The organism is Leclercia adecarboxylata (assembly GCF_006874705.1).
Taxonomy (GTDB): domain Bacteria; phylum Pseudomonadota; class Gammaproteobacteria; order Enterobacterales; family Enterobacteriaceae; genus Enterobacter; species Enterobacter adecarboxylatus_C.
On the sequence record NZ_CP035382.1, the window covers coordinates 3,500,711 to 3,524,249 of the forward strand.

21 protein-coding genes, 1 tRNA gene and 1 pseudogene are annotated in these 23,539 nt (G+C 54.4%); 10 read left to right on the forward strand and 13 right to left on the reverse strand.

The features are described from left to right. The first annotated feature begins 147 nt into the window (after positions 1-147). Entirely contained in the window at positions 148-774 is a 627-nt protein-coding gene (locus ES815_RS17565; protein WP_142488957.1) for a TfoX/Sxy family DNA transformation protein, read from the forward strand. Here the strand turns inward: ES815_RS17565 and yccS are convergent. Continuing rightward, a complete protein-coding gene (gene yccS, locus ES815_RS17570) occupies positions 759-2,894 on the reverse strand; it encodes a YccS family putative transporter (protein ID WP_142488958.1) in 2,136 nt (711 codons plus the stop codon). The genes ES815_RS17565 and yccS overlap by 16 nt on opposite strands. 18 nt (positions 2,895-2,912) lie before the next feature. Then, complete coding sequence (locus tag ES815_RS17575) at positions 2,913-3,359, reverse strand: YccF domain-containing protein (RefSeq protein WP_142488959.1); 447 nt, start codon at positions 3,357-3,359, stop codon at positions 2,913-2,915. A gap of 123 nt (positions 3,360-3,482) precedes the next feature. On the opposite strand from ES815_RS17575, the gene helD reads away from it, so the two are divergent. Further along, positions 3,483-5,537: a DNA helicase IV gene (helD, locus tag ES815_RS17580; RefSeq protein WP_142488960.1), complete on the forward strand. Its 2,055-nt coding sequence runs from the start codon at positions 3,483-3,485 to the stop codon at positions 5,535-5,537. 161 nt (positions 5,538-5,698) lie between these two features. Here the strand turns inward: helD and mgsA are convergent, their stop codons facing one another. Together mgsA and csgI are read right to left on the reverse strand one after the other, a co-directional pair. Continuing rightward, entirely contained in the window at positions 5,699-6,157 is a 459-nt protein-coding gene (gene mgsA / locus ES815_RS17585; protein WP_142488961.1) for a methylglyoxal synthase, read from the reverse strand. Positions 6,158-6,236: 79 nt separating this feature from the next. Then, positions 6,237-6,899, reverse strand: a complete 663-nt coding sequence (csgI, locus tag ES815_RS17590; protein WP_142488962.1) for a curli synthesis inhibitor — start codon at positions 6,897-6,899, stop codon at positions 6,237-6,239. A gap of 171 nt (positions 6,900-7,070) precedes the next feature. On the opposite strand from csgI, the gene ES815_RS17595 reads away from it, so the two are divergent. Next, complete coding sequence (locus ES815_RS17595) at positions 7,071-7,484, forward strand: CoA-binding protein (RefSeq protein WP_106992629.1); 414 nt, start codon at positions 7,071-7,073, stop codon at positions 7,482-7,484. Between the two features lie 38 nt (positions 7,485-7,522). On the opposite strand, the gene hspQ is transcribed toward ES815_RS17595, so the two are convergent. Continuing rightward, positions 7,523-7,840 (reverse strand): heat shock protein HspQ, encoded by a 318-nt coding sequence (gene hspQ, locus ES815_RS17600; RefSeq protein ID WP_032617412.1) that lies wholly within the window; start codon positions 7,838-7,840, stop codon positions 7,523-7,525. Positions 7,841-7,900: 60 nt separating this feature from the next. Continuing rightward, the gene (gene rlmI / locus ES815_RS17605) at positions 7,901-9,091 is read right to left on the reverse strand and encodes a 23S rRNA (cytosine(1962)-C(5))-methyltransferase RlmI (protein WP_142488963.1); all 1,191 of its coding nucleotides are present in this window, start codon (positions 9,089-9,091) and stop codon (positions 7,901-7,903) included. A gap of 175 nt (positions 9,092-9,266) precedes the next feature. Here rlmI and ES815_RS17610 point away from each other — a divergent pair, with 175 nt between their 5' ends. The 3 genes and pseudogenes from ES815_RS17610 (at position 9,267) to yccX (ending at position 10,967) form a co-directional block, all read left to right on the forward strand. Then, complete coding sequence (locus ES815_RS17610; RefSeq protein WP_142488964.1) at positions 9,267-9,824, forward strand: kinase inhibitor; 558 nt, start codon at positions 9,267-9,269, stop codon at positions 9,822-9,824. 10 nt (positions 9,825-9,834) lie between these two features. Then, positions 9,835-10,623 (forward strand): annotated as a pseudogene (locus ES815_RS17615) (helix-turn-helix transcriptional regulator). A 62-nt stretch (positions 10,624-10,685) separates the two neighbouring features. After that, positions 10,686-10,967: an acylphosphatase gene (gene yccX, locus ES815_RS17620; protein ID WP_142488965.1), complete on the forward strand. Its 282-nt coding sequence runs from the start codon at positions 10,686-10,688 to the stop codon at positions 10,965-10,967. Here the strand turns inward: yccX and tusE are convergent. Continuing rightward, positions 10,964-11,293 carry a sulfurtransferase TusE gene (tusE, locus tag ES815_RS17625; protein ID WP_103823605.1) on the reverse strand — a complete coding sequence of 110 codons (330 nt, stop codon included), beginning with the start codon at positions 11,291-11,293 and terminating at the stop codon, positions 10,964-10,966. The two genes, yccX and tusE, sit on opposite strands and share 4 nt — an antisense overlap. Positions 11,294-11,379: 86 nt before the next feature. After that, on the reverse strand, positions 11,380-12,039 hold the full coding sequence (yccA, locus tag ES815_RS17630; protein WP_032617416.1) for an FtsH protease modulator YccA: 660 nt from the start codon (positions 12,037-12,039) through the stop codon (positions 11,380-11,382). A gap of 267 nt (positions 12,040-12,306) precedes the next feature. Between yccA and ES815_RS17640 the strand changes: the two genes are divergently transcribed. From ES815_RS17640 to ES815_RS17650, 3 genes are all read left to right on the forward strand, one after another. Continuing rightward, entirely contained in the window at positions 12,307-13,935 is a 1,629-nt protein-coding gene (locus ES815_RS17640) for an ABC transporter substrate-binding protein (protein WP_142488967.1), read from the forward strand. Between the two features lie 145 nt (positions 13,936-14,080). After that, a tRNA-Ser gene (locus ES815_RS17645) sits at positions 14,081-14,168 on the forward strand. Positions 14,169-14,526: 358 nt separating this feature from the next. After that, positions 14,527-15,102, forward strand: a complete 576-nt coding sequence (locus ES815_RS17650) for a hypothetical protein (protein ID WP_142488968.1) — start codon at positions 14,527-14,529, stop codon at positions 15,100-15,102. A gap of 126 nt (positions 15,103-15,228) precedes the next feature. On the opposite strand, the gene ES815_RS17655 is transcribed toward ES815_RS17650, so the two are convergent. The 3 genes from ES815_RS17655 to ES815_RS17665 form a co-directional block, all read right to left on the reverse strand. Then, positions 15,229-15,516, reverse strand: a complete 288-nt coding sequence (locus tag ES815_RS17655) for a hypothetical protein (protein ID WP_142488969.1) — start codon at positions 15,514-15,516, stop codon at positions 15,229-15,231. Between the two features lie 411 nt (positions 15,517-15,927). After that, positions 15,928-17,607 (reverse strand): glycoside hydrolase family 43 protein, encoded by a 1,680-nt coding sequence (locus ES815_RS17660; protein ID WP_142488970.1) that lies wholly within the window; start codon positions 17,605-17,607, stop codon positions 15,928-15,930. A gap of 63 nt (positions 17,608-17,670) precedes the next feature. Beyond that, positions 17,671-19,110: an MFS transporter gene (locus tag ES815_RS17665; RefSeq protein WP_185902419.1), complete on the reverse strand. Its 1,440-nt coding sequence runs from the start codon at positions 19,108-19,110 to the stop codon at positions 17,671-17,673. Between the two features lie 507 nt (positions 19,111-19,617). Between ES815_RS17665 and ES815_RS17670 the strand changes: the two genes are divergently transcribed. Further along, positions 19,618-20,997, forward strand: coding sequence for a carbohydrate porin (locus tag ES815_RS17670; protein WP_142488972.1), 1,380 nt, complete (start codon positions 19,618-19,620; stop codon positions 20,995-20,997). Between the two features lie 35 nt (positions 20,998-21,032). On the opposite strand, the gene ES815_RS17675 is transcribed toward ES815_RS17670, so the two are convergent. Continuing rightward, positions 21,033-22,088 (reverse strand): substrate-binding domain-containing protein, encoded by a 1,056-nt coding sequence (locus tag ES815_RS17675; protein WP_142488973.1) that lies wholly within the window; start codon positions 22,086-22,088, stop codon positions 21,033-21,035. Continuing rightward, the gene (locus ES815_RS17680; protein WP_142488974.1) at positions 22,078-23,505 is read right to left on the reverse strand and encodes an inositol monophosphatase family protein; all 1,428 of its coding nucleotides are present in this window, start codon (positions 23,503-23,505) and stop codon (positions 22,078-22,080) included. The genes ES815_RS17675 and ES815_RS17680 overlap by 11 nt, the downstream gene beginning before the upstream one ends. Positions 23,506-23,539 lie beyond the last annotated feature (34 nt).

Consider the following 23,539-nt stretch of genomic DNA (forward strand, 5'->3'; position numbering starts at 1 on the left):
TTCTGAAAGCGCCTCGCAAATTTGGTTTGTTATTCAGGCGGATTGAAAAATCATCTTGCCGTTCGATCGTAAGTTACCTATTTTTTGGCTAACGGATCCGTTAACAAAAAACTTTAATTTTACTCCATGATTTACAAGGGAAATATCATGAAAAAGTTATCTTACGAACGGATCTATCAATCAACAAAATATCTTTCTCCTCTCGGTGATGTTGAGCATCGTGCCCTGTTTGGTGGATACACTCTGGCGGTGGATGACGCGGTCTTTGCGATGGTGTCAGACGGGGAGTTATACCTGCGCGCTTGCGAAGAGAGCGCACAGTATTGCGTCAAAAATGCCTCCTCTTACTTAACGCTGGTGAAGCGGGGGCGCGCAGTATTGTTGAATTATTATCGCGTCGATGAGGCGCTCTGGCAGGATCGGGATAAGCTCCTGCAGCTCTCCTCATTTGCGCTTGAGGCCGCGCGGCGGGAACGCCGGGAACGGTACAAGCGCGACAGGTTGAAAGATTTACCCAATCTCACCTTTCAGCTTGAGATCCTGCTGAACGAGGCGGGCATCGCCAACGAAGAGGCGTTACGCGCCCTCGGGGCCGAGCAGTGCTGGCTGAAGATCAGAGAGCTTAACAGGCACCTGAGCTACAAAGTGCTGTTCGCACTGGAAGGGGCGATCGTCGGATTGCATGAAGCTGCGCTCCCGGAGACAAGGCGCCGGGAGCTGGTGGAGTGGTACAAAAGGCTGCCGGTGGATAACAGCACTCACTCCGGCAGTTGATTAACGTGCTGCTGTAAACGACATATTTCTGGTAGCAACGCGATAAGCAGACCGATTTGCTGCAGCACCAGCGGCGCTTTGCTCTCGGCACCCGGTTCAATATGCGAAATGCGTTGCGCCAGTTCGGTCAGGGCCTGCTGAACACGAGGTTCATCCGCCGGACGTTGATGAAGCGCATCATCCACGTAGCAAACGGCGTCATCAAGCAGGGCCAGGATGGCTGGACTGGTCAGCCGCTCGCGATGCGCGCCCAGCGCCGAAATGTAGCTGGTAAAGGTATGATTCAGGCACAACAGACGGAAGGCGACTTCGCGCGTTTCCGCTGTCGCTCGCGGCTCGGTGGACATATTCGAGACCACCGAAGCCAGTTCTGCATCGCGATTATAGGCGTCACGTCGGGCTATGCGATACGCCAGGCGGTTATCGCGGCCCTGGTGATACTGCTCGAGAATGGCGTCCAGATACCGGCAGTTGGCATTCATCGCCTGATCGAGTACCCGCGGCAGATTACGGAACCGCCAGTCCGGCCAGATAAAGCTCACCGCAGCCCAGGCAATGGCGCAGCCGATCAGGGTATCAATGATGCGCGGCAGTGCTACTTCAAAGCCTTCCCCAAGCAGGTTGAAACAGAGCAGCACCAGCAGAGTAATAAACATGGTGGCGTGCGCGTACTGCACATTGCGAAACGCAAAAAAGAGCACCCCAGTGATCACAATTAAGATCAGCTGGCCTTCCAGTGAGGGGACGAAGTAAAGGATAGGCAGTCCGATAGCGACCCCCACCAGCGTACCGAGAATACGCAGCGCCAGCCGGTGGCGGGTGGCATTATAGTTGGGCTGGCAAACAAACAGGCTGGTCAGCAAAATCCAGTAGCCATGGTTAAGGCCGGTTATCTGTATAAAGGCGTAGCCAATACAGAGCACCACCGACATCCTCACCGCATGGCGAAACAGCGCCGATTCCGGCGAAAAGTTGCGACTTAAGCGCAGCCACATATCGCTAAAACTGTGCAGACTATCGTCGGCTAGCTGGTTTTCAACATCATTACCGGGCATTGCCAGCGCCTGCTCGGATTCGATGGTGGCGAGCTGGGCATCAATGGCGCGCAGGTTGTTCAGCAGGAAACCCAGGGCTTTCATCTGTTCGGCTGAGGTCCCGCTGGCCTGGACGCGATCGAGTGCCGCATCCAGGTGCGTGAAGGCCCGCTCAAAACGCGGATCGTGCTGATAAGGGGTGCGCAGCAGGATGGATTGCGACAGCTGATGACAGGCCTGAGACTGCATGGAGAGCAGGCGCTGGAAGCGAAACATCACGTCGCTGTAGCGAAACTTCTCGCGCAGGTCGGCGTACTGGATATGCGAGGAACTGGCGCGCTCGTGAATATCCTGTGCGACAAAATAGTAATGCAGGGTCCGGCGGGTGCCGCGCTGACCGCGATCGCCGCGTAAACGGGTAAGCAGGGAGGCTTTGGTCTGGTTCAGCGTGGTCACCAGTTGGCCGTTCGCCAGGGCCAGATCGTACAGCGGCGCCTGACCGTCACCTTCAATATCCGGGTCAAAGAGCCGGGACTTGAGTTCCAGATAGTGCGCCAGCTGCTCATAGCTGCGGGCCAGATTGTCCTGCAACGGGCGAATGGGGAAGATCAGGTGCCCGGAGAGAGTAAGCAGGTTATACCAGACCGCTCCCAGGAGCAGGAGCACCGGCTGTTGATACCACTGGTCGTAAAGCGATACCCCCAGCATGGTATAGATAGCAATCAGCAGCGCGCCAAAGGCGATAGTGGCATAGCGTTGGCCCAGCCCGCCCAGTAGGATAAAGACGCTGGTGGAGAGCATCAGCCCGATGGCGAAAAGCCACGGCCAGGGGAAGAGCAGCTCCACCGACGCCGAGGCGATAAAAAAGCAGATCAGCGTGATAACCAGATTGCGCAGCCGACCGGCGAGACGGTCATCCAGATCGGCCAGCGCCCCGGCGACGACGCCCAGCGTCAGCGGAATGGTCAGCTTCACGTCGCCCAGCCACCAGGGCAGGGCGGTGCTGCCACACAGGGCAATAAAGATCCTGGCGTTGTACAGCCAGGCGCTGTTGAGAGTGTAGCGGCGAATCAGCGGGCTTAGCATGAGCGCACGGGATCCTTGTTACGGAAAACGACGGCGGGCGTTGGCTTCCCGCGCGGCACGGGCAACTTCCACCGGGACGACCCGGCGTCCGACAGGCCACAAGGCAATGGCGGCAATTTTAAAATTGGCGATCCCGACCGGGATACCGATAAGCGTCAGGCACTGGGCGATCCCCGCCGCAATGTGCATCACGCACAGCCACCAGCCGAAAAAGATCAGCCACAAGATATTGAGCAGCGTTCCGCCGGTGTTCATCAGCGCGCTTTTGCTGTCAGGCTCCAGCTCGTCCACGTGAACGGCTTCGTTACCGTACGGAACCAGTGACAGTTTGGTGATCTCCCAGCAGGAGCGCGTCAGCGGCAGGGTGAAGATCAGCACCACGCTGACCAGCGTTGCCAGCAGCCAGGCGAGCGTGGTGGCAAAACCACCCAGGACAAAATTCAAAATATTCAGAACGGTACGCATAAAACCTCAATTCTTTCCATAATGTTGAAGCCCTGCTGATTGTAACGTTTTTTTGCGCTGGAGCACCTGAAAACTGGCAGTTAAACTATCAGGCAATTTCTCACGTCGTGGATCGGGCTGGACATGGAACTGAAAGCAACTTCGTTAGGCAAACGCCTGGCACAACATCCGTACGACAAAGTCGTTCTGCTCAATGCCGGGGTGAAAGTCTCTGGCGAACGCCACGAATACCTCATTCCCTTCAATCAGCTGCTGGCCATTCATTGTAAGCGCGGCCTGGTCTGGGGCGAGCTGGAGTTTGTCCTGCCCGAAGAGAAAGTGGTGCGGCTGCACGGAACGGAGTGGGCGGAAACCCAGCGTTTTCACCACCATCTGAATACGCTCTGGCAGCAATGGAGTGTTGAAATGAGCGAGGTGGCGGCGCAGGTACTGCAAAACGCGCTGAATGACATTTCCACCAGCAATGAGCAAAACAGCTGGCTGACGCGGGAAAAAACGCTGGGCCTGCAGCAAAAAATTACGCAGGCATTACAGGCGCTCCCCCTGTCGGTCTCGCGGCTGGAAGAGTTTGATAACTGCCGGGACGCCTGGCGTCAGTGCCGGGCCTGGCTGGACGATATTGACCGGAGCCGGCTGGCGCACAACCAGGCGTGGACCACCGCCATGCTCAGCCAGTATGCCGACTTTTTTGCCGATATTGAGTCATCTCCTCTCAACCCGGCCCAGGCCCGGGCAGTGGTTAACGGCGAGCAGTCGCTACTGGTGCTGGCGGGGGCCGGCAGCGGCAAAACCTCGGTGCTGGTGGCGCGGGCGGGCTGGCTGCTGACCCGCAATGAAGCGGCTCCCGAGCAAATCTTACTCCTGGCATTCGGCCGCAAGGCGGCCCAGGAGATGGATGAGCGGATCGAGGCCCGGTTGCATACCCGCGACATTACCGCCAGAACTTTCCACTCCCTGGCCCTGCACATCATCCAGCAGGGGAGCAAAAAGGTGCCGGTCGTCAGCAAGCTGGAGAACGACACCGTGGCGCGGCAACAGATTTTTATCGAGGCCTGGCAACAGCAGTGCAGCGAGAAAAAAGCGCAGGCCAAAGGGTGGCGTCAGTGGCTGGAAGAAGAGCTTGACTGGAGCGTGCCGGAAGGCAGTTTCTGGCAAAACGAAAAGCTGGCGCGTCGGCTGGCTCCGCGGCTCGATCGCTGGGTGAGCCTGATGCGAATGCACGGCGGCGCGCAGGCCGAGATGATTGCCGGCGCGCCCGAGGCGATCCGGACCCTGTTTTCGAAGCGGGTGAAGCTGATGGCTCCGCTGTTAAAAGCGTGGAAAACCGCCCTTAAGGAAGAAAATGCCGTCGATTTTTCCGGGTTGATCCATCAGGCCATCATTATTCTCGAGAAGGGGCGCTTTATCAGCCCGTGGAAGCACATCCTGGTGGATGAGTTTCAGGATATCTCCCCCCAGCGCGCGGCGCTGCTGGCGGCGCTACGGGCGCAGAATAAGCACACCACCCTGTTTGCCGTAGGGGATGACTGGCAGGCGATCTACCGCTTTAGCGGCGCGCAGCTGTCGTTGACCACGGCGTTCCACCACTACTTTGGCGAGGGCGATCGTTGCGATCTGGATACCACCTACCGCTTTAATAACCGGATCGGTGAGATCGCCAACCGGTTTATCCAGCAGAACCCGCATCAGCTGGCAAAACCGCTGAACAGCCTGTCGGCCGGGGACAAAAAAGCGGTCACGCTGCTGGCTGAAGATCAGCTCGATGCCCTGCTGGATAAACTGAGCGGTTACGCCAGGCCGGAGGAGCGCATTCTGGTGCTGGCGCGCTATCACCACCTTAAACCTGCCAGCCTGGAGAAAGCTGCGACCCGCTGGCCGAAATTGCAGCTCGATTTTATGACCATTCACGCCAGTAAGGGGCAGCAGGCGGATTACGTCATTGTGGTGGGGTTGCAGGAAGGGAGCGATGGCTTCCCGGCACCTGCGCGTGAATCGGTAATGGAGCAGGCTCTGCTGCCGGCAGTGGAAGAGTTCCCCGATGCGGAAGAGCGGCGATTACTGTATGTGGCGATCACCCGCGCCCGTCACCGCGTCTGGCTGCTGTTTAACAAAGAGCAGCCTTCACGCTTTGTGGACATTTTGAAGGAGATAGATGTACCGGTGGCGCGAAAACCGTAGCGGTGTGTTGCCCGGTGGCGCTGCGCTTACCGGGCTTACGGATGGTGCGGCCTGATGTCCGGCGGCGCTGCGCTTGCACGGGCCTACGGGTGTGCGGGTCGACGGTTTTGGGCTTTTCGTAGGCCGGGTAAGGCGAAGCCGCCACCCGGCAGGGCGGGCACTTACTTCAGGCGTTCAGCCAGATAGCGCTGATAATCTGGGATCAAAATCTCCACCTGGTCGTTGAACTGCGGAGAGGCAATGATAAAGTCCGCCGTCGACAGGTTGGTGGCGACGGGAATATTCCACACCGTTGCCAGACGCAGCAGCGCTTTGACGTCCGGATCGTGCGGTACGGCATTCAGGGGATCCCAGAAGAAGATCAGCACATCAATTTTTCCTTCCGAAATCTGTGCACCCACCTGCTGATCGCCGCCCATGGGGCCGCTCAGCATGGCATTAACCTCCAGCCCGGTTTCGCGATGAATCAGGTTACCGGTGGTCCCGGTGGCAGAAAGGCGGTGTTTTTCCAGCAGGGATTTGTGACGCTGTACCCAGTTGAGCAGCATCTGTTTGCAGTGATCGTGCGCCACCAGCGCGATATGTTTGCGGTCCGGCAGTGTGCGGGTTGTGAGTTCCATAATCTCTATCCGTTAGTTAACTGGTTACAGATTACTGGAAGCACCTGATGCTGCAAGGGAAAGGGATAAAAAATGCGGCTCAGGACGAGGGTTGTTGCTTCGCCCATTGCAGAAAACGGCGGCGGGTCTCGGGATCGGCCTGGGCAAACCAGTATTTTAGCCGCTGCTCTGTCAGATTCTGCGACTGCGGGGGCGGCATATCCAGCTCGGAGACGCCGGATAACAGAGTGCTGTCATCGGCCATGGTGGTGGAGAACTGCGGTAGCGAGGCGCTCTGACCGGCTTTGTTATAACGCTCGGTATCGTACTCATAGTTCACGCCGGTCGGCGTGTCGGTGATCGCCAGAATATCCAGCTTCACCGGGATCGGGGTCGCATCGCCATCCAGTAATTCAATATGCGGTGAATGATCAAAAAGTTGTGACTCTTTTTCTGTTTCCAGTCGGGGAAGGCTAAAATTAACCTGACTGATGCGCTGAGTGTTAAAGCTGGCGACCAGAGGAGGGGAGATATAGACCCGCTCTTCATGATTGCCGAGGCGAATGGTCTTCTCTACCCGAAACACAATCTGATGCGGGCCGTTATCCAGCTCGATGCTGTCCGCACCGCGCAGCAAGGAACTGGAGACTTTTTTTCCGTCCAGCACCAGCAGGTCGATGTCCGTAGAGAGCCGCAGCGTTGTGGCAAAAACGCAAACCGGCATGAGCAGCGCAAACAGACTCCAGGCAATGCCGGTTTTCATAAAAAGCCCTCTTAAAAGACGCGCGTCATGAATAATGTATCAAAATTTTTCTTCAATCATATTTACTAACATATAGACATAAGCCGGCAATTTGCCCTCATGCAGACGTATGGGATGACAGGTTGCTCTCACTGCATGGATATTGATGTTGAACACGCCAGGAGGAAGTTCATGAAACAGAACGATATTGCTGAGATCCTTTCCACCACCCGAACCATTGCGCTGGTGGGGGCAAGTGACAAACCCGATCGCCCGAGCTATCGGGTGATGAAATATCTGCTCGATCAGGGCTATCACGTGATCCCGGTATCGCCAAAAGTGGCAGGTAAAACATTGTTAGGCCAGCAGGGGTACGGCACCCTGGCAGAGGTACCGGAAAAAATCGATATGGTGGATGTATTCCGTAATTCTGAAGCTGCCTGGGGCGTCGCGCAGGAAGCCATTGCCGTCGGGGCGAAAACCCTGTGGTTACAGCTTGGGGTAATTAACGAACAGGCAGCAGTGCTGGCGCGTGACGCGGGAATGAACGTGGTGATGGACCGCTGCCCGGCGATTGAGATCCCTCGACTGGGGATGGCGAAGTAATAAAAAACCCGGTTAGCCGTTGGCTACCGGGTTTCTGGTTAGTTGCGCAGGCGCGGGGCCTGTAACTGTCTGCGGATCGTTTGCGCCAGTTCATCCATGGAAGGCTGTTCAGGGTGTTCATCCTGCTGCTCGCCACTGAGCTGGGCTTCGGCAAGATAGGTATGCACGGCCTGGCCTTCGTCGTCTTCCATCACCACGTGGTACCAGGGGGCGGCGCGGAGTTCTGCGTTCACCGCCAGCTCATCCGCTGACGGTTCGTCGAGGGAATATTCCGGGTCGATATCCACGACCACGCCCAGGTATCCTAACAGGGAGTGGCGGACCTGCTGGCCGATACCGAATTTGCTGGCAATCATAGTCACCTCCCGGGAAACGTTACTTACTCTATAGGTGAGGGCAACATTCCACTTTTCAAGTTACATGATGCGACAGGCAAATCCTTTCAGATACAGCCCTTCCGGATAGGTAGCGATCACCGGATGATCGGCCGCCTGACGGAACTGCTCTATAAATTGTACATCACGGCCAGCATCTACAGCGGCATCCGCGATAATTTTCTGGAACAATTCGGTGGTCATCAGGCCGGAACAGGAGAACGTCAGCAACACGCCACCCGGATTAAGCAGCTGGATCGCGAGCATATTGATGTCTTTATACCCACGGCAGGCGCCCATCAGCTGGTTTTTGTTCTCGACGAATTTCGGCGGATCCATCACGATAACGTCAAACTTCTCACCCTGGTCGCGATATTTGCGCAGCAGCTTGAAGACATCATCGCGCACAAATTCGGCTTTGCTCAGATCCAGCTTGTTCAGCTCAACGTTCTGTTTCGCCACGTCCAGCGCTTCCTGAGACGTGTCGACGCTCACAACCTGGCTGCAGCCGCCCATCAGAGCTGAAACCGCAAAACCACCGGTATAGGAGAAGCAGTTCAGCACGCGTTTGTCGGCGACGTACTGACGGGTCGCCAGACGGCTGTCGCGCTGATCGAGGTAGTAACCGGTTTTATGGCCACCCTGAATATCCACCAGCAGTTTCATGCCGTGCTCTTCGATAGGCAGCAGGGCCGGCGGCAGTTCACCGGTGACCGGGCCCTGGGTCAGCTCCATACCCTCTTTTTTACGCACCGCAACGTCGCTGCGATCGTAAATAGCGCATTCAGGATACTGCGCCTGCAGGGCGCTGATTAACGCCGCGCGCTGATATTCAGCACCCGCACTTAACAGCTGCAGCACCAGGAAGTTACCGAAACGGTCGATGGTCACCCCCGGCAGACCGTCGGATTCACCGGCGATCAGACGATAGCTGTCCAGCCCGTCGCGTTTTGCCAGCCAGTCGCGCCACTGCTGCGCCTGCTGCAGACGGCGAACGAAGAAAGCGATGTCGATGGTTTCATCTTTATCGAAGGTCCAGACGCGGGCGCGGATCTGAGACGCTGGCGAGTATGCGCCGCGCGCCAGCCATTTCCCCTGATGATCAACAATATCGATGGTTTCACCGAGGTTGGCTTTGCCTTCCATACGCGCAACCGCGCCGGAGAAGACCCAGGGATGGCGGCGCAACAAGGATTTCTCGCGCCCTTTGGCTAACACTAAACGTACACTCATAATTTACTATTCTGTCGATTCCAGGGAAATGGCGCGTAGAGTAGCACAGATGGTCAGGGGCAATCATCTGCGGACACTATTGAGCGTTTCGGCACAATTTAAAATCGCTCTGGCACATTACCCCTTTGCTGCGGGATTTACATTGATGTTTCCAGCTCAGCAAAAGGAAACTCGAATGAAAAAGCACATTGCAATCGCAGCAGCCACTCTGGCGGGGATGAGTTTTACGGTCTCAGCGGCATTACCTTTCAGCATCAACAGCCGGGATATTTCCGGCGAACAGCGATTAACCCAGAATCAGGTCTTCGACGGCTTTGGTTGTCATGGCGGCAACGAATCGCCGCAGCTGACATGGAAAAATCAGCCGCAGGGTACGAAAAGTTTTGCCATCACGGTGTATGACCCCGCTGCGCCTACCGGCAGCGGCTGGTGGCACTGGACGGTGGTGAACATTCCTGCACAAACGCAGGAGCTCCCTGCCGGTGCCGGCAACCAGAATAACGAGAAACTACCCGCAGGAGCTGTGCAGGGACGTAATGATTTCGGTTACTCTGGCTTTGGCGGCGCGTGCCCGCCGGAAGGAGACAAGCCTCACCCGTACCAGATAACCGTCTGGGCGCTGGATGTGGATAAACTGCCCATCGATAAAAGCGCCAGCGGCGCACTGGTCGGTTTCATGCTCAACAGCCACGCGCTGGCGAAGGCGCAATTAACCGCAACATACGCAAGATAGGGGTCGACCGGTGCAGGATTTTCATTTTCAACATAAACATCTGACCGCGGCTGAGGTCAGTGCCAGCAAAATGCATCGCCTGCATCAGGTTAAGCTGTTTTATCCTGCCATCTGCCATATTACGCACGGCAGTAAGGTGATTATTCATGAGGATAGCCGTCTTGTTGCCACCCCCGATGAGCTGATCATTATCCCGGCGAATACGCCGATGGAGATCGTTAATCAGCCAGCGCAGGGCATTTTCCATTCTGATTTGCTGCTGTTGTCGCCGGATATTATCGCGGCGTTTAAAGCCCATTACCTGCAATCCTAGCCGCGCAGCAAAACCGACTCGCTCTGTGCGCCGCTCAGCGAAGGGCTGGCCTTTATGTGGGGCAACCTGTTGCATGCAGTCCGGCATGATTTTCCCGACGAACTGCAAAAGCATCAGGCTTTCGGGCTGCTGCTGGCGCTGCTGCATGATGGGGTGGCGGGGCCGCTGCTTATCGAACGCAACGTCAATCTCACCGAGCAGGTACGGCAGTTCATCATGATGTCACCCGCCCGGGCATGGACCGCGCAGGATGTTGCCAGTCGCCTGGCCGTCAGCGTGCCGACTCTACGCCGACGCTTACGCGAAGAGTCGCACAGCTTTCGCCAGATCGTGGAGGAGGTGCGCATGGCGGTTGCGCTGTCTCAGTTACAGTCGACACGGCTGTCTGTCGGTGAGATCGCCATGCAGTGTGGGTACCTTTCCAGCTCGCGTTTTACGGCCCGTTTCCGCCAGCATTACGGGTGCTTACCCAAAACGTTACGCTAATCGTCCGGCCATAATTTGCTATTCTTGTGGTTCAGGGCCAGACACGGATAAGGGGAAATATCATGGCAAAAGTCTGCACAATCGCGTGGGTTCACGGCACGGTTCAGGGGGTTGGCTTTCGTTATAGCACCCAGCGTGAAGCTACAGATCTGGGGTTGACCGGGTACGCGCGCAATATGGATGACGGCAGCGTTGAGGTGGTGGCCTGCGGCGAAGCGGAACAGGTCGACAAACTGCTTGCCTGGCTTAAAGCGGGCGGGCCCCGCATCGCCCGGGTTGAAAAGGTCCTGTCAGAACCGCATCAACCCGACCGGGACTACGTCAATTTCGGTATTCGCTATTAAATGCACTTCACGGGCTTAGGCAGGCCGGCGATTTTGGTCGCCTGTTTTGCCGGGCCTTTCGGGAACAGTCGATACAGATAGCGGCTGTTGCCTTTCTCCTCGCCATACTTATTGGCCATCGCTTTCACCAGCATGCGGATGGCCGGGGAGGTGTTGAATTCAAGATAAAAGTCACGCACGAAACGCACCACTTCCCAGTGCTCCGGCGTCAGGGCGATAGACTCTTTTTCGGCAATGATGGCCGCCAGCCCTTCGCTCCACTGGCTGGTCTCTTTCAGATAGCCTTCGCTATCGGTCTCAATCTCTTTACCTTCAAAGTTCAGCATAATCATCACAGGTTTATCGAAAACTGCGGCAGTTTACCAAAAAAGAAAGCCCCGCATAAGCGGGGCTTTTTATACAGCACTGAGGGTTAATCGCGGCTGGCGAAGCCCAGGATGCTCAGCAGGCTAACAAAGATGTTATACAGCGACACATACAGGCTCACGGTGGCGCGGATATAGTTGGTCTCGCCGCCATGAATGATGTTGCTGGTTTCCATCAGGATCGCCCCGGAGGAGATCAGGATGAACACTGCGCTGATGGCCAGGTGCAGGGCCGGCAGCTGCAGGAAGATGTTTGCCACCATACCAATCAGCACCACCACGATGCCCGCCATCAGCATACCGCCGAGGAAAGACATGTCTTTGCGGGTGGTCAGCACATAAGCGGAACAGCAGAAGAACACCAGCGCCGTACCACCCAATGCCAGGCCGATCAGATCGCCCATCCCGGCAGACAGGTAGGTGTTAAGCATTGGCCCCAGGATATAGCCCAGGAAACCGGTGAAGGCGAAGGCGGACAAAATACCTACCGGCTTGTCAGCGGTTTTGTAGGTCAGGAACATCAGACCGTACATGCCGACCAGCGTCAGAATCAGACCCGGAGACGGCAGCATCAGCACGGTGCTGGCGGTTGCCGTCAGTGCAGAAAAGGCCAGCGTCAGGCTGAGCATAAAGTAGGTATTGCGCAGCACCTTGTGTGTGCTGAGTAGCGATGTGCGGTCGCGTGAAGAACTAATTATACGATCCATGAGTCACTCTCTTATGACAGATGTAATTAACGGCAAGAATAGGAAACGACGCGCCGGTTACAAAGTGGTTTTACCCATCTTTACTCAGCGTCTTAGGGGAAGAGCCAGCATGAAATGTTCCACAACGCACCATATGCAGAACGAACCGCGGTTTGTCAGGATTAATCAGATCAAGCTCTTATAGGTCACTGAAATATATTGCCTTATTCCAGCCGCAACGCTAAGAGTTATTTTGCGTCGACAAAACGAAACGATAAGGCGAAGGACATGAAACCATCATCACGCGCGACATTTACACTCTCTTTGCTGACGGCAGGCATCCTTTGCGCAAGCGCAACGGCCTTTGCCGCCAGCGTACCGGCAGGCACTGAGCTGGCAGAGAAGCAGGAACTGGTCAGGAATAATGGCAATGAACCGGCATCGCTCGATCCGCATAAAGTCGAAAGCGACGTCGAATTCAATATTATCAGCGATTTGTTCGAAGGTCTGGTCAGCGTCTCGCCGGACGGGGAGATCCAACCGCGGCTGGCTGAGAAATGGGAGAATAAGGAAAACACCGTCTGGACGTTCCATCTTCGCCCGGGCATTACCTGGAGTGACGGCACCGCCATCACCGCTCAGGACGTGGTCTGGAGCTGGCAACGGCTGGTGGATACTAAAACTGCTTCGCCCTACGCCAGCTACCCCGGCAGCATGCATCTGCTGAACGCCACCGATATCGCCGAGGGCAAGAAATCTCCCGACACCCTGGGAGTAAAAGCCCTGAATGACACCACCCTTGAAGTGACGCTAACCCAGCCTAACGCCGCCTTTCTTGCCATGCTGGCGCACCCGTCGCTGGTGCCGGTCGATAAGGTGCTGATTGGCCGCTATGGCGATAAGTGGACCAAGCCGGAGCACTTTGTCAGCAGCGGGCCCTATACCCTCAGCCAGTGGGTGGTCAACGAGCGGATCGTTGCCGAGCGTAACCCGCGCTACTGGGACAACGCCCATACGGTGATCAACAAGGTGACGTACCTGCCGATCGCCTCCGAAGCCGCCGACGTCAACCGCTACAAGGCGGACGAAATTGATATTGTCTATACCGTGCCAATCAACCAGTTTTCCCAGCTGCAAAAAACGCTGGGCAGCGAGCTGGATGTCTCCCCGCAACTGGCGACTTATTACTACGAATTCAACACCACCCGCCCGCCGTTTAACGACCCGCGCGTGCGTCAGGCGCTGAACCTGGCGTTGGATAAAGACATTATCGCCGGGAAGGTGTTAGGGCAGGGGCAGCGTCCGGCGTGGGTCATCAGCCAGCCGGATATCGGCGGCGTCAAACTGCACAATCCGGACTACGCCAGCTGGCCGCTGGAAAAACGCATTGCCGAAGCGAAAAAACTGCTGAACGAGGCGGGCTATAACGACAGCCATCCGCTGAGCTTTAATCTGCTGTATAACACCTCGGAGTCGCACCAGCGGATTGCCATCGCTGCCAGCTCGATGTGGAAGAAAAACCTCGGCGTGGAGGCGAAGCTGCAAAACCAGGAGTGGAAAACGATGCTGGACACCATGCACACCCACAACTTTGATGCGGTGCGCTATGCCTGGATCGCCGATTACGACGATGCGGCCACCTTCCTGAATAACTTCCGTACCGGCGACAGTCAAAATACCAGCCAGTACAGCAATCCGGCCTATGACGAGGCGCTGGACAACGCCGCAAAAGCGAAGACCACCGCCGAGCGCGGCACCTTCTACCAGCAGGCTGAAGATCTGCTGGCGCGGGACGTACCGGCGATCCCGGTCTATCACTACGTGCGCACCCACCTGGTGAAGCCGTGGGTAGGGGGCTTTACGCCGGATAAGCTGGGGTATTACTTCACCAAAGATATGTATATTAAAAAGCACTAAGGGTCGCAGGTAAGACACTGTGCTGAGAAAATGGTCAATGCGTTGTCTATTCAACCGATTAAACGCATTTTGACTATTTTTCAGGCGAACGATCGCGGGTGCGCTTTACAGGGTGCCCGGAGGTGTTTATAGTTCGCCTCACTTAGGAAGCGTGGCCGAGCGGTTGAAGGCACCGGTCTTGAAAACCGGCGACCCGAAAGGGTTCTAGAGTTCGAATCTCTACGCTTCCGCCAAATTTGAAAGCCCTGCGATAGCAATATCGCAGGGCTTTTTTGTTACTGCTTTTTATTAAAAGCTGATACCGTTTAAACAATGAGTTTAACCAGCTCACTGAGCAGGGCCCACCGGTCATCACAGGCAGTGGCCAGTGTTGCGGTCACCAGCCGGAAGGACAGGAATGCTAAATGAATAGAAATAGCAATCAGGAATGAAGTACTTCATATTGCAATGAAAATATAATTTCTCTGCTGTCTTCATTTTCTTTTCTACTTAGTTACAATATCCACTTGAAAATATGGGTGAGTAAATTCTCATAAGAAAATAAGTTGTTAACTACGCATCAAAGCTAATTAATAATAAAGAGGATTTGTTATGGGTGTAAGACAAGATGGTGATGGGAATTATGTAACAAATGCCAGACCTCATTTACAGTACGATACTGAATCACAGGCTCGAATTGCAGACGCGAAGGAAAAATATCAATCAGAACTTGCTAACTCTGCTCTTAATTCGTCGCATCATGAGGGTGATCAGGTTATAGGTCAGGTTATTGGGTATCTTATAGTCGCCTGCCTGGCCTGGGCGATTGTTTTTGGTTTAATTCTCATTCCCGGGCTCAATTCTGCGGGTATGTTAGTTTATCAGGGCGGTATTCTCGCAGTTCCTGGCGGGATCGTATGGTTTGTACTCAAGGGTGCATACTCTATTCTTACTGTACCCATGATGATAGGGAGTGTGGTTAATCCCTACGATCTGGGTACAAATCTGATATGGCAGGCCATTGTGATGGCGATCACTACAGTCGTCATTTATAAATTCAGGCGAAAAATTAAAAAAACCATTTTATACCTGACAGGGTTTCTCGCGATACTGGCCTATATTTCCGTTGGGCTTGTTGCGCTCAATGATAACTTATGGTCGGCTTTTAAAATGTTCCCCTATCTTTGATTAATATCCTGTCCAGTTGTTCATTTATGAAATTGGCAGTTTTATCTGATTCCCGGTATGTCTGCCGGGAATCTCTGTTCTGTCGTAGTGCGGAGTTTATAAAGAATATACAGCAACCGAACGCACTCAGTCTTTCTGTATAATTAAACGCGAATAGACAGTGGCTTTACTCGGATCCATCTGGGAAGTCGATGCCATCTGATCGCTTACTTGCACAATTTTCCAGCCCTGTTTTGCCAGTTCTGGAAGAGTACCTTTAATGCCACTCCCGCAGGTGAAAACCGTGCTGTCATTAATATCTTGTCGACCGCTTGCCAAAGCACTAACTTCAGGCGAACCACAAAAATGCGCTTCTCCGGCAGCAACCGATGCGCTCATACCCAGGAAAATTGTCATGAATAGTATCTTCTTCATTTTATTGCCCCTTCTTAGTCATGCTTTATTTCCCTGGGGAAATAAATCGCCGTAAGTGATCTGTTTATATATTCTGCCGCGAAGCTCATTTAATCGTATATTTATTATGAAACTTAATAACTTCCTTAAAAATCAGCGTTACTGTGAAAATTTCAAAATACTACATGCTAATCTCTTCAGCAACTAAGCACCGAATGATTTATGATAAACCTACTAATAATCATGATGCTTATGCCAAGCGGAAGAGATATTCTGGCAATTATTTGTGCAGGAGAGGTTTGCCAGGGCCAGCATTGCTTCAACTACCCGGGTGCCGCATAAAGCCGTTTGCTATTACACGCGCGGCGTCACGGTATCAGGTAGCCCCTTAGAACCTGCGTTATCGTTGCAATAACGCAGGCGTTTTATTATTTAATCAAAACGTGATTCGCTCGCGTCCCAGCTCCAGGCATTATCGCCAGTTTTCTTATCGCCGAGTTCCTGATAAACAAAGTTATAAAACTCTGCGCTGGCATCGTAACCAGAGTAGTCGACTGCCGCCAGGCCAACGAACGCTCCGGTAAAGAAGCCGCCGTAGCTTTGCAGGACATAATCATCAGAAAGAATAGCGGCATCTAATTTAACAGGGATCTCTGTGAAAGTGACGCCATCGAAGCTGTATTCATACGTATAAGTTTCCTTCCGAACTTTCGTGCGGAACCAGACAAATTCTGTGCCCTCCGGGATCTTGATGGCGTTATCTTTCAAATAAGAGATATATTTTCCACGGTTATTCTCACCTATTTCGATGACAGAGCCGTTGATTTCATTCCAGGTAATGAAAACGAAACTCCAGTGACGGTCATTATAATAATTCGTCAATCCTGCCATTTGTTGGTAATTAAATGGATTAAATTTGACTTTAACCTGAGCATCAAAATAAAAGGCTTGCCAGCGTCGGGCAATCAGCGAAAGGTTATGGGTATTCGCTAAAGAACCCTGTCCCGTTAACGTCAGCCTTCCATCGCCCGTGGTACCCATTTTTTCTGTAAAGGGGACACGAAGCGTATTCCAGTTAATATCGAGTGTCGCCGTTTTAAAATCATCGTGCTGGCTGTGATCTTTTGCGCTTTCGGTATAAATGGCATCGGCCGGCCCTTCGACAAAGGTTTTTCCACCATGGCCTCCCGCAATACGTGGCCAGCCATCTTCATCCCAGTACACTTTCTGAATAGACGTTTCCCGGCCAAGGGTTGACCAACCACGAGGATCGTAGGCTGACTCACCTGCACGATTCCACGGACGTGCGCAGAGCGAGGCATAATACCACTCACCGCTGGGGGTGGACACCAACGCCCCATGCCCCTGCTTCTGGATATAGCTGTCTGGCGTATCGACGTTAGTTAAGAAGACTTCGCCGGGCTCTGTTTCAAAACTGTTGGCATCTAACGTTTTGGAACGTGCAACAACCTCCTGATGGGTAAACACGGTTCCCCCCTGAGCGGCGAAAAGATAGTAGTACCCGTTCAGCTTGTAGAGATGTGGCCCCTCAACAAGTGCAACGGCAGTGCCGCGATAAATAGTACGCGCTGTCTCTGGTTTTAATTTTAATGTCCTGGTATCCAGCTCCGTTAAGGTAATACCATCAAAGGGATGATGGTACTCTCGGTGATCCCAGGTTTGTTGAACCAAATATTTACGCCCGTCTTCATCATGGAACAGTGACGCATCAAAGCCGACGCCATTTAGTTTGATGGGATCGGTCCACGGACCACGTATATCTGTTGCGGTGGTCAGATAATTTGTCATGTCCTTAAAAGCGCCTTCTGTGATTTTCACATCTGTATAAACCAACCAGAATTTGCCATCGGCGTATGAGAGCGCCGGAGCCCAAATCCCGCCAGAAGAGGGGTTGCCTTTCATATCCAGAAGCGCTGTTGTGGACAGAGGACTGGGCAGAAGAGTCCAGTTTTGCAGGTCTTTTGATTCATGCAAGCGAACGCCAGGGAACCACTCAAACGTTGAGTTTGCGATATAGTAGGTATCTTCTACACGGATAATGCTTGGGTCTGGGTTAAAACCAGGGAGTACAGGGTTCTGAATAAGTGACATAACATTCTACCTTTTAAATTTTACTGGCTTATATCGTTCTAAGACTTTTTAATGAAAATAAAACTAAACGCGGATCTCATCAAGCTGACGGTTAATATCCGTGACATGTTTATCTGAGATAGGATAAATGTGAATAACGATCATCGAGATAAAGGCTAACACGATTGGGATCCAGACCGCAGTGATGATTATTCCGTCAATAGCATTGGCGCTCTGTTGTGCCCCTGTTTCGTTAAAGCCATAAACAGCCAGTAACCACAGTGGAATCGCTCCGCCGATAGTAAAACCAATTTTGAAAAAGAGACCCATAATGGCGTTGATGATGGCAGCATTTCGCTTGCCTGATTTTAATTCACCATAAGCAATGACTTCAGGAACAAGTGCCCACATGAATCCGGTAGCCGACGTTAAGCCCCACTGTTTAATGAATGTAGCGATGTAAGCCAGCCAGAGCGCATCATGCATACCCTCACGTGACCAAACGTAAGTTAATAATTCCCCTACAATAAACATGCCCAGGAAAATGTGGAAGAACCCTTTTTTACCGAAGATTTTCTTCAGTTTGGGCCAAAAAATCGGGAACAGGATGCCCGGTATTGAGGCGACAAGGCCAACGGCGCCCATCCATTCGGAATGGCCGACAACGTACTGATTGAAAAAGCCATTTACCGTGTTCATGAAGAACATGAACGTAAACGCCAGCATGAAAAAGAGTCCGAGAATAACCAGAGGGCGGTTATTTTTGAGTTCAAGGAATAAATCTGTCGTTTTTACGTTGGCCGTTTGCTCGGCAGAGGCAACCACACGTTCTTTAGTGAATTTATAGCAAATGAAAAGTGCAACCGCTCCGATTACCATATAAATCGAGTAAACGCCAAACCAGGCGTAATTCGCTGATGGATCGGTATAGTTGCCCATATTGAGCTCAAGGCCAAAGAACCCCGTATCCTTAAGGCTCCGATCCTTTGGTGAGGCCATCTGGACAAACATAGGGAAGAGGGTATAGACCAGCAGATTGGCACTGTTAGCCAACATCATTCGCGTACTGGTCAGTTTATCAATCGATTCAGGATCTCTTGTTAAAGAAGCATTCAGGGAACCATAAGGTATGTTCACTACGGAATAAACGAGATCCAGTGCCAGATAAACGATAAACGCAAAGGGAACGGAACCTTTGACGCCCGGAATGGGCGCAAAAAGTAAAGCGGAAAGAATAACGAGCGGAACGCCGGCCCTTAAAATCCAGGGGCGATACTTGCCAGCCGCTGAACTTCTTTTGTCAACATAGGTTCCCACCATCGGATCCCAAAAAACATTGATGATGCGCACGAACAGAAATATGAATCCCGCCGTTGCTGTACCGATTGTATTTACAGTCAACATGTGAAGTGCCAGAAAACCTCCTATCGTCCCAAACACAAGGTTTTGCGCAAAGTCACCCATCCCGTAACCAATCCGTTCCCCACGAGATAATTTATGATATTCATCATGCCGGCTTTGCATTATGTTTTTACTCATTCTAATCCGATCTCCGATTTGTTTTATGAATGTTAAGCTCTTTCTGACACAGGTGGTCCGGGAGAATCCATTACGTTTTTAAATTAAGTAATTATGTTTTTTTACTTCTGTGATCGTCGAGTGCTGGTTTATATAGACTCGCTAAATAGTTCAGCCGCCGGGTTGTCAATGTGGTGGAAATATAAGGTTATTTTTGCGACGCGGTTCACGTTTGAGCATTATCTTACTCTGATAGTGAAATAACGTAATTGAGCAATCGGCCAGAAAAATAGAGGGTATGTCTCAGCCGATTATTGGCCGCTTCCTGTGAGCGCCCGCATTTTTTGAATTCAACATGAATAATTCTGTGAAGGAGATAACCTTACGATAATAGTGTGAACCTCTGGACCCTAAAAAATAAAAATCAACCTTTTCTGATGATAGCGACATATTCTGTCAATCCGGAACGGGGTGGTTATTGTCTGAATAAAATTTAAATATATTGAGATAACCATGAATATGATTAAAAAACTTCCATTAACAATGGCGGTTATCGCCGCGCTTTGCCCACTTTCTGTCCTCGCCCAGGAGTTTACGCAGGAGCAAATCGACGCCATTGTGGCCAGAGCGGTGGATAAAGCCCTGGCGGATCGCCAGGCGAAAATGGATGCCGCGGTGGCGAAAAAAGCCGACGTCATCAACGAACCGCAAAGCGCCGCCCAGTCCCCGGATATGGCGATCCCGTTCGGGATTAAATTTACCGGCTATGCCCGCTACGGGGCCCACTTCCAGGCCGCCGATCAGAAATACGTCGCGGTGGACGGCTCGTATAACGGCGCCTCGGCGATCGGCCGTCTGGGTAACGAAGGCAACGGCGGCGAGTTCCAGCTCTCCAAGGCCTTTAAGGGCGAAAACGGCGCCATCTGGGACGTCAACGTGATGATCGACCACTGGGGCGACGAGGTTAACCTGAAGAAGGCCTACGCCGGGGTGACCAACATTCTGGCGTCCAACCCGAACGCCTATCTCTGGGCCGGGCGTGACTTCCACCAGCGTCCGCAGCAGGGCATCAACGACTACTTCTGGATGAACCACGACGGCCAGGGTGCCGGGGTGAAGAACTTCGACATCGGCGGCGTGCAGTTTGACGTGGCGACCGTGGCGGCAGTCGAATCCTGTAGCCCGGAAGTGATGGACGACGAGGCCAACCCGTCGCGCATCACCTGTACCGGCGGCTCCGGTACCGGCGACAAGGGCAACTATGCGGCCACCTCCAAAATTCACGGCATGAAGCTCGGCCCCATCGACCTGGAGCTGTACGCCAACTACGGCTTTGACTCGAAAGCCATCGAAACGGAAGAGCGCACCAACGCCTGGCAGGGCGGCGTGGTCCTGAGCCACACCAACGACAGCGGCGTGAACAAGGTGATCGCCCGCTACTCTGATAACTCCGATAACAGCGTGTTCAACAAAACCGAGGACCTGACCACGGTGTACGCCAGCTTCGAAGGGCTGCACAAGTTCACCCAGGCGACCCAGGTGGAGTACATTCTGGCCTTCCACGACTACGACAACAGCCGTGACAGCACCGACAACCGCAAGAACTACAACGCCATCGTGCGGCCGATGCACTGGTGGAACGATGTGCACTCCACCTGGCTGGAAGCGGGCTGGCAGCATGTTGATTACGACAACGGCGGGGATAACAAGGGCTGGAAGCTGACCCTGTCGCAGAACATGTCCATTGCGATGGGCCCGGAATTCCGTCCGATGCTGCGCTTCTACGTCACCGGCGGTAAGGTGGATAACGAACGCACCGCCCGCGTGAACAACACGAAAGATGAAACGCTCGACGACTTCAACGTCGGCGCGATGTGGGAAGCCTGGTTCTAAATCAACTGCGCCCGGCGGCGCTGCGCTTACCCGGCCTACGGTTTTTGTAGGCCCGTGCAAGCGCAGCGCCGCCGGGCTAGACCCGTGGTCCGCCGTTTCACCAGCTGCGCCCTGAACACCCGGCGGGCCGGTTTTTCCGCATCTGCTGCAAGCAGCATGTCACAGGCAGCCTCCGCCATCTCTGCCAGCGGTTGGGCGAAGGTCGTCAACTGATACCCCAGCCAGCTTGCCTGTTCGATATCATCAAAACCAATAACGCTGATGTCCTCCGGAATGCGCAGGCCAAACTCGTGGCGGGCGGCATCGATAAAACCGCAGGCGATGAGATCCGTGACGCAGAAGACGCCGTCCGGCACAGAAGCCTGGCTGAGCAATTCCCGTGCGGCGAGGACGCCGGTCTGGTAACTGGCGCTGCCGGGACGGATAAGCGTGACCTCGCTCCCCGTTTCGGCGGCGGCGTCCAGAAAGCGCGTTTCACGGGTAATCATGCTCGGGGAGCGGGCAGAGGAGGAGACCACAGCCAGACGACGGCAATGCGCAGCCAACAGGTGGTCAAAAGCCTCCTTCATCGTCGAGCTGTAATCGATATCAATATTGTCCGCGCTGGGAAACTGGCCCATACGGTTGATGGCAATCACCTGTTGCCCGCTCTGCAGGCAGAGTTCAATCAATGACCCGGGTGGTTTGCCCGACAGCACGATGGTGGCGGTTGAGCGATAGTTCAGCGTTTGCTGCAGCGCCTCCCGGGCACTCGTTTCGTCGTCGTCGGTATTGATCACCATCACCGCGCGTCCGGCCTGGTGCAGACGGCGGGTCAGGTGGTCGAGCAGGCTGGACTGCCAGGGAAACGACAGATTGCCGCCCAGAATACAGACTGGACGACTCTCCTCCCGGGAGAGCCCCCGCGCCAGATGATTGACGTGGTAATTCAGCGCTTCAGCGGCGGCCAGCACTTTACGCCGGGTATCCTCAGACACGCTGCGACCCGGCGTAAAGGTGCGTGACACCGCAGAACGGGAGACCCCCGCCAGGCGCGCCACCTCGGTGGCGCTGGCGAAGCCGGGATTTTTCCGCAGGCTGTTATTGCTCATGACGCTGTTCCACTCCGGCGATGGCCCGTTCGCGGATAATGGCATGTTCGGCCAGGCGGATCAGCGACGGCTTCGGCGTTTCATACCACTCGTCCGGCTGGAGCTGGCGTCGGTCGCGGATAAGATCGATAGCTGCCTCGAGCGTCGGGAAGCGTGCCGGGCACTCCAGATGCATAAACAGCGCCACCAGAGCGACAGAGCGGCTGCGCCCGCCGCGACAGTTGACGAGGATATTGCCGCGCTTGCGGACAGGGTAGGAGGCTTTATCCGGGATCTGCTGGAGCAACGCCGAACGCATCAGCTGATAGCCAGCGTGCAGCATTTCTGGTGCATTGCCTTCGCCGTCGACCAGCCCCAGCTTGTAATAGCGGACCGGGCCTGAACCATGAGATAACAGGTGCGGAGGCGCACTGGCTTCCGGACGTATCACCCAGTCGATATCGAGGTTGACCGCGCAGTTAATCACGACCCCGATATCATGTTCGGCCAGCAGGGCCGCATCGCTGACACCACTGGATCCGCCAATATAAATATCCACGCCCCAGCCGGGAAAATCCTCGGCGATCAGGCTGATGGGCGGGCGAGGGTAGTGCCCTGCCGCGTGTTTCGCCTCTGTTTCGATCGTCAGCGGGATCCCTGCCGCAGCCGCAAGTTTCGCCGCAATGCCTGGCGCGGCAGCCAGCACCGGCAGGCCGTTGAAAATTCCCCCGGCAGTTTCAGGAATAACCCCCGTCACGCCACCGGCTTCGCGCACCAGTAAAAGCCCCGCCAGGCAATCCCAGGCGTTCATATGAATTTCGAGATACCCGTCGGTGCGGCCTTCCGCCACCCAGGCCAGCGCCAGCGCCCCGGAGCCGCCCCGACGCACGCTGGCGCCCAGCGTGAGCAGTGAGCCCAGCACCTTAAGATAGTGATTCTGGCTATGACGGGAAGACCAGCCCAGCTCAACGGCGGCCCGCTGCGGGTCGGTAATGGCGGTGCAGCGCAGCGGCTGGTCGTTTTTCAGGGCGTAATGGCCGCGACGGGCCAGATAAAGCTCCTGGCTTACCGGGTTATAAATCGCCCCCAGTTCGGTAACACCCTGGCGAACCCACGCCATGCAGACACAAAAATGGGGGATGCCGCGGGCAAAGTTGGCGGTGCCGTCGATGGGATCCACCACCCACAGGCTCTCCGCGCTGGCAGGCTGGCTGGCGGACTCTTCGCCGAGGATCAAGTCGTCCGGGAACGCCCCGGCAAGGGCCTCCAGAACCTGCTTCTCAACGAAGGTATCGGCCTCGGTCAGGAGATCCTGATGGCCCTTCAGTTCATACTCGCCCGCTTTTCGCGACCGGAAGAAGCGCAGGGCAGTATCCCCGGCGTCAACGATAATGCGCCTCAGCGCGGCTTCCCGCTGTTCAATATCATGAGTAGTCAAAGTGTGCTGCCTGTTCAGAATGAAAATGTACGCT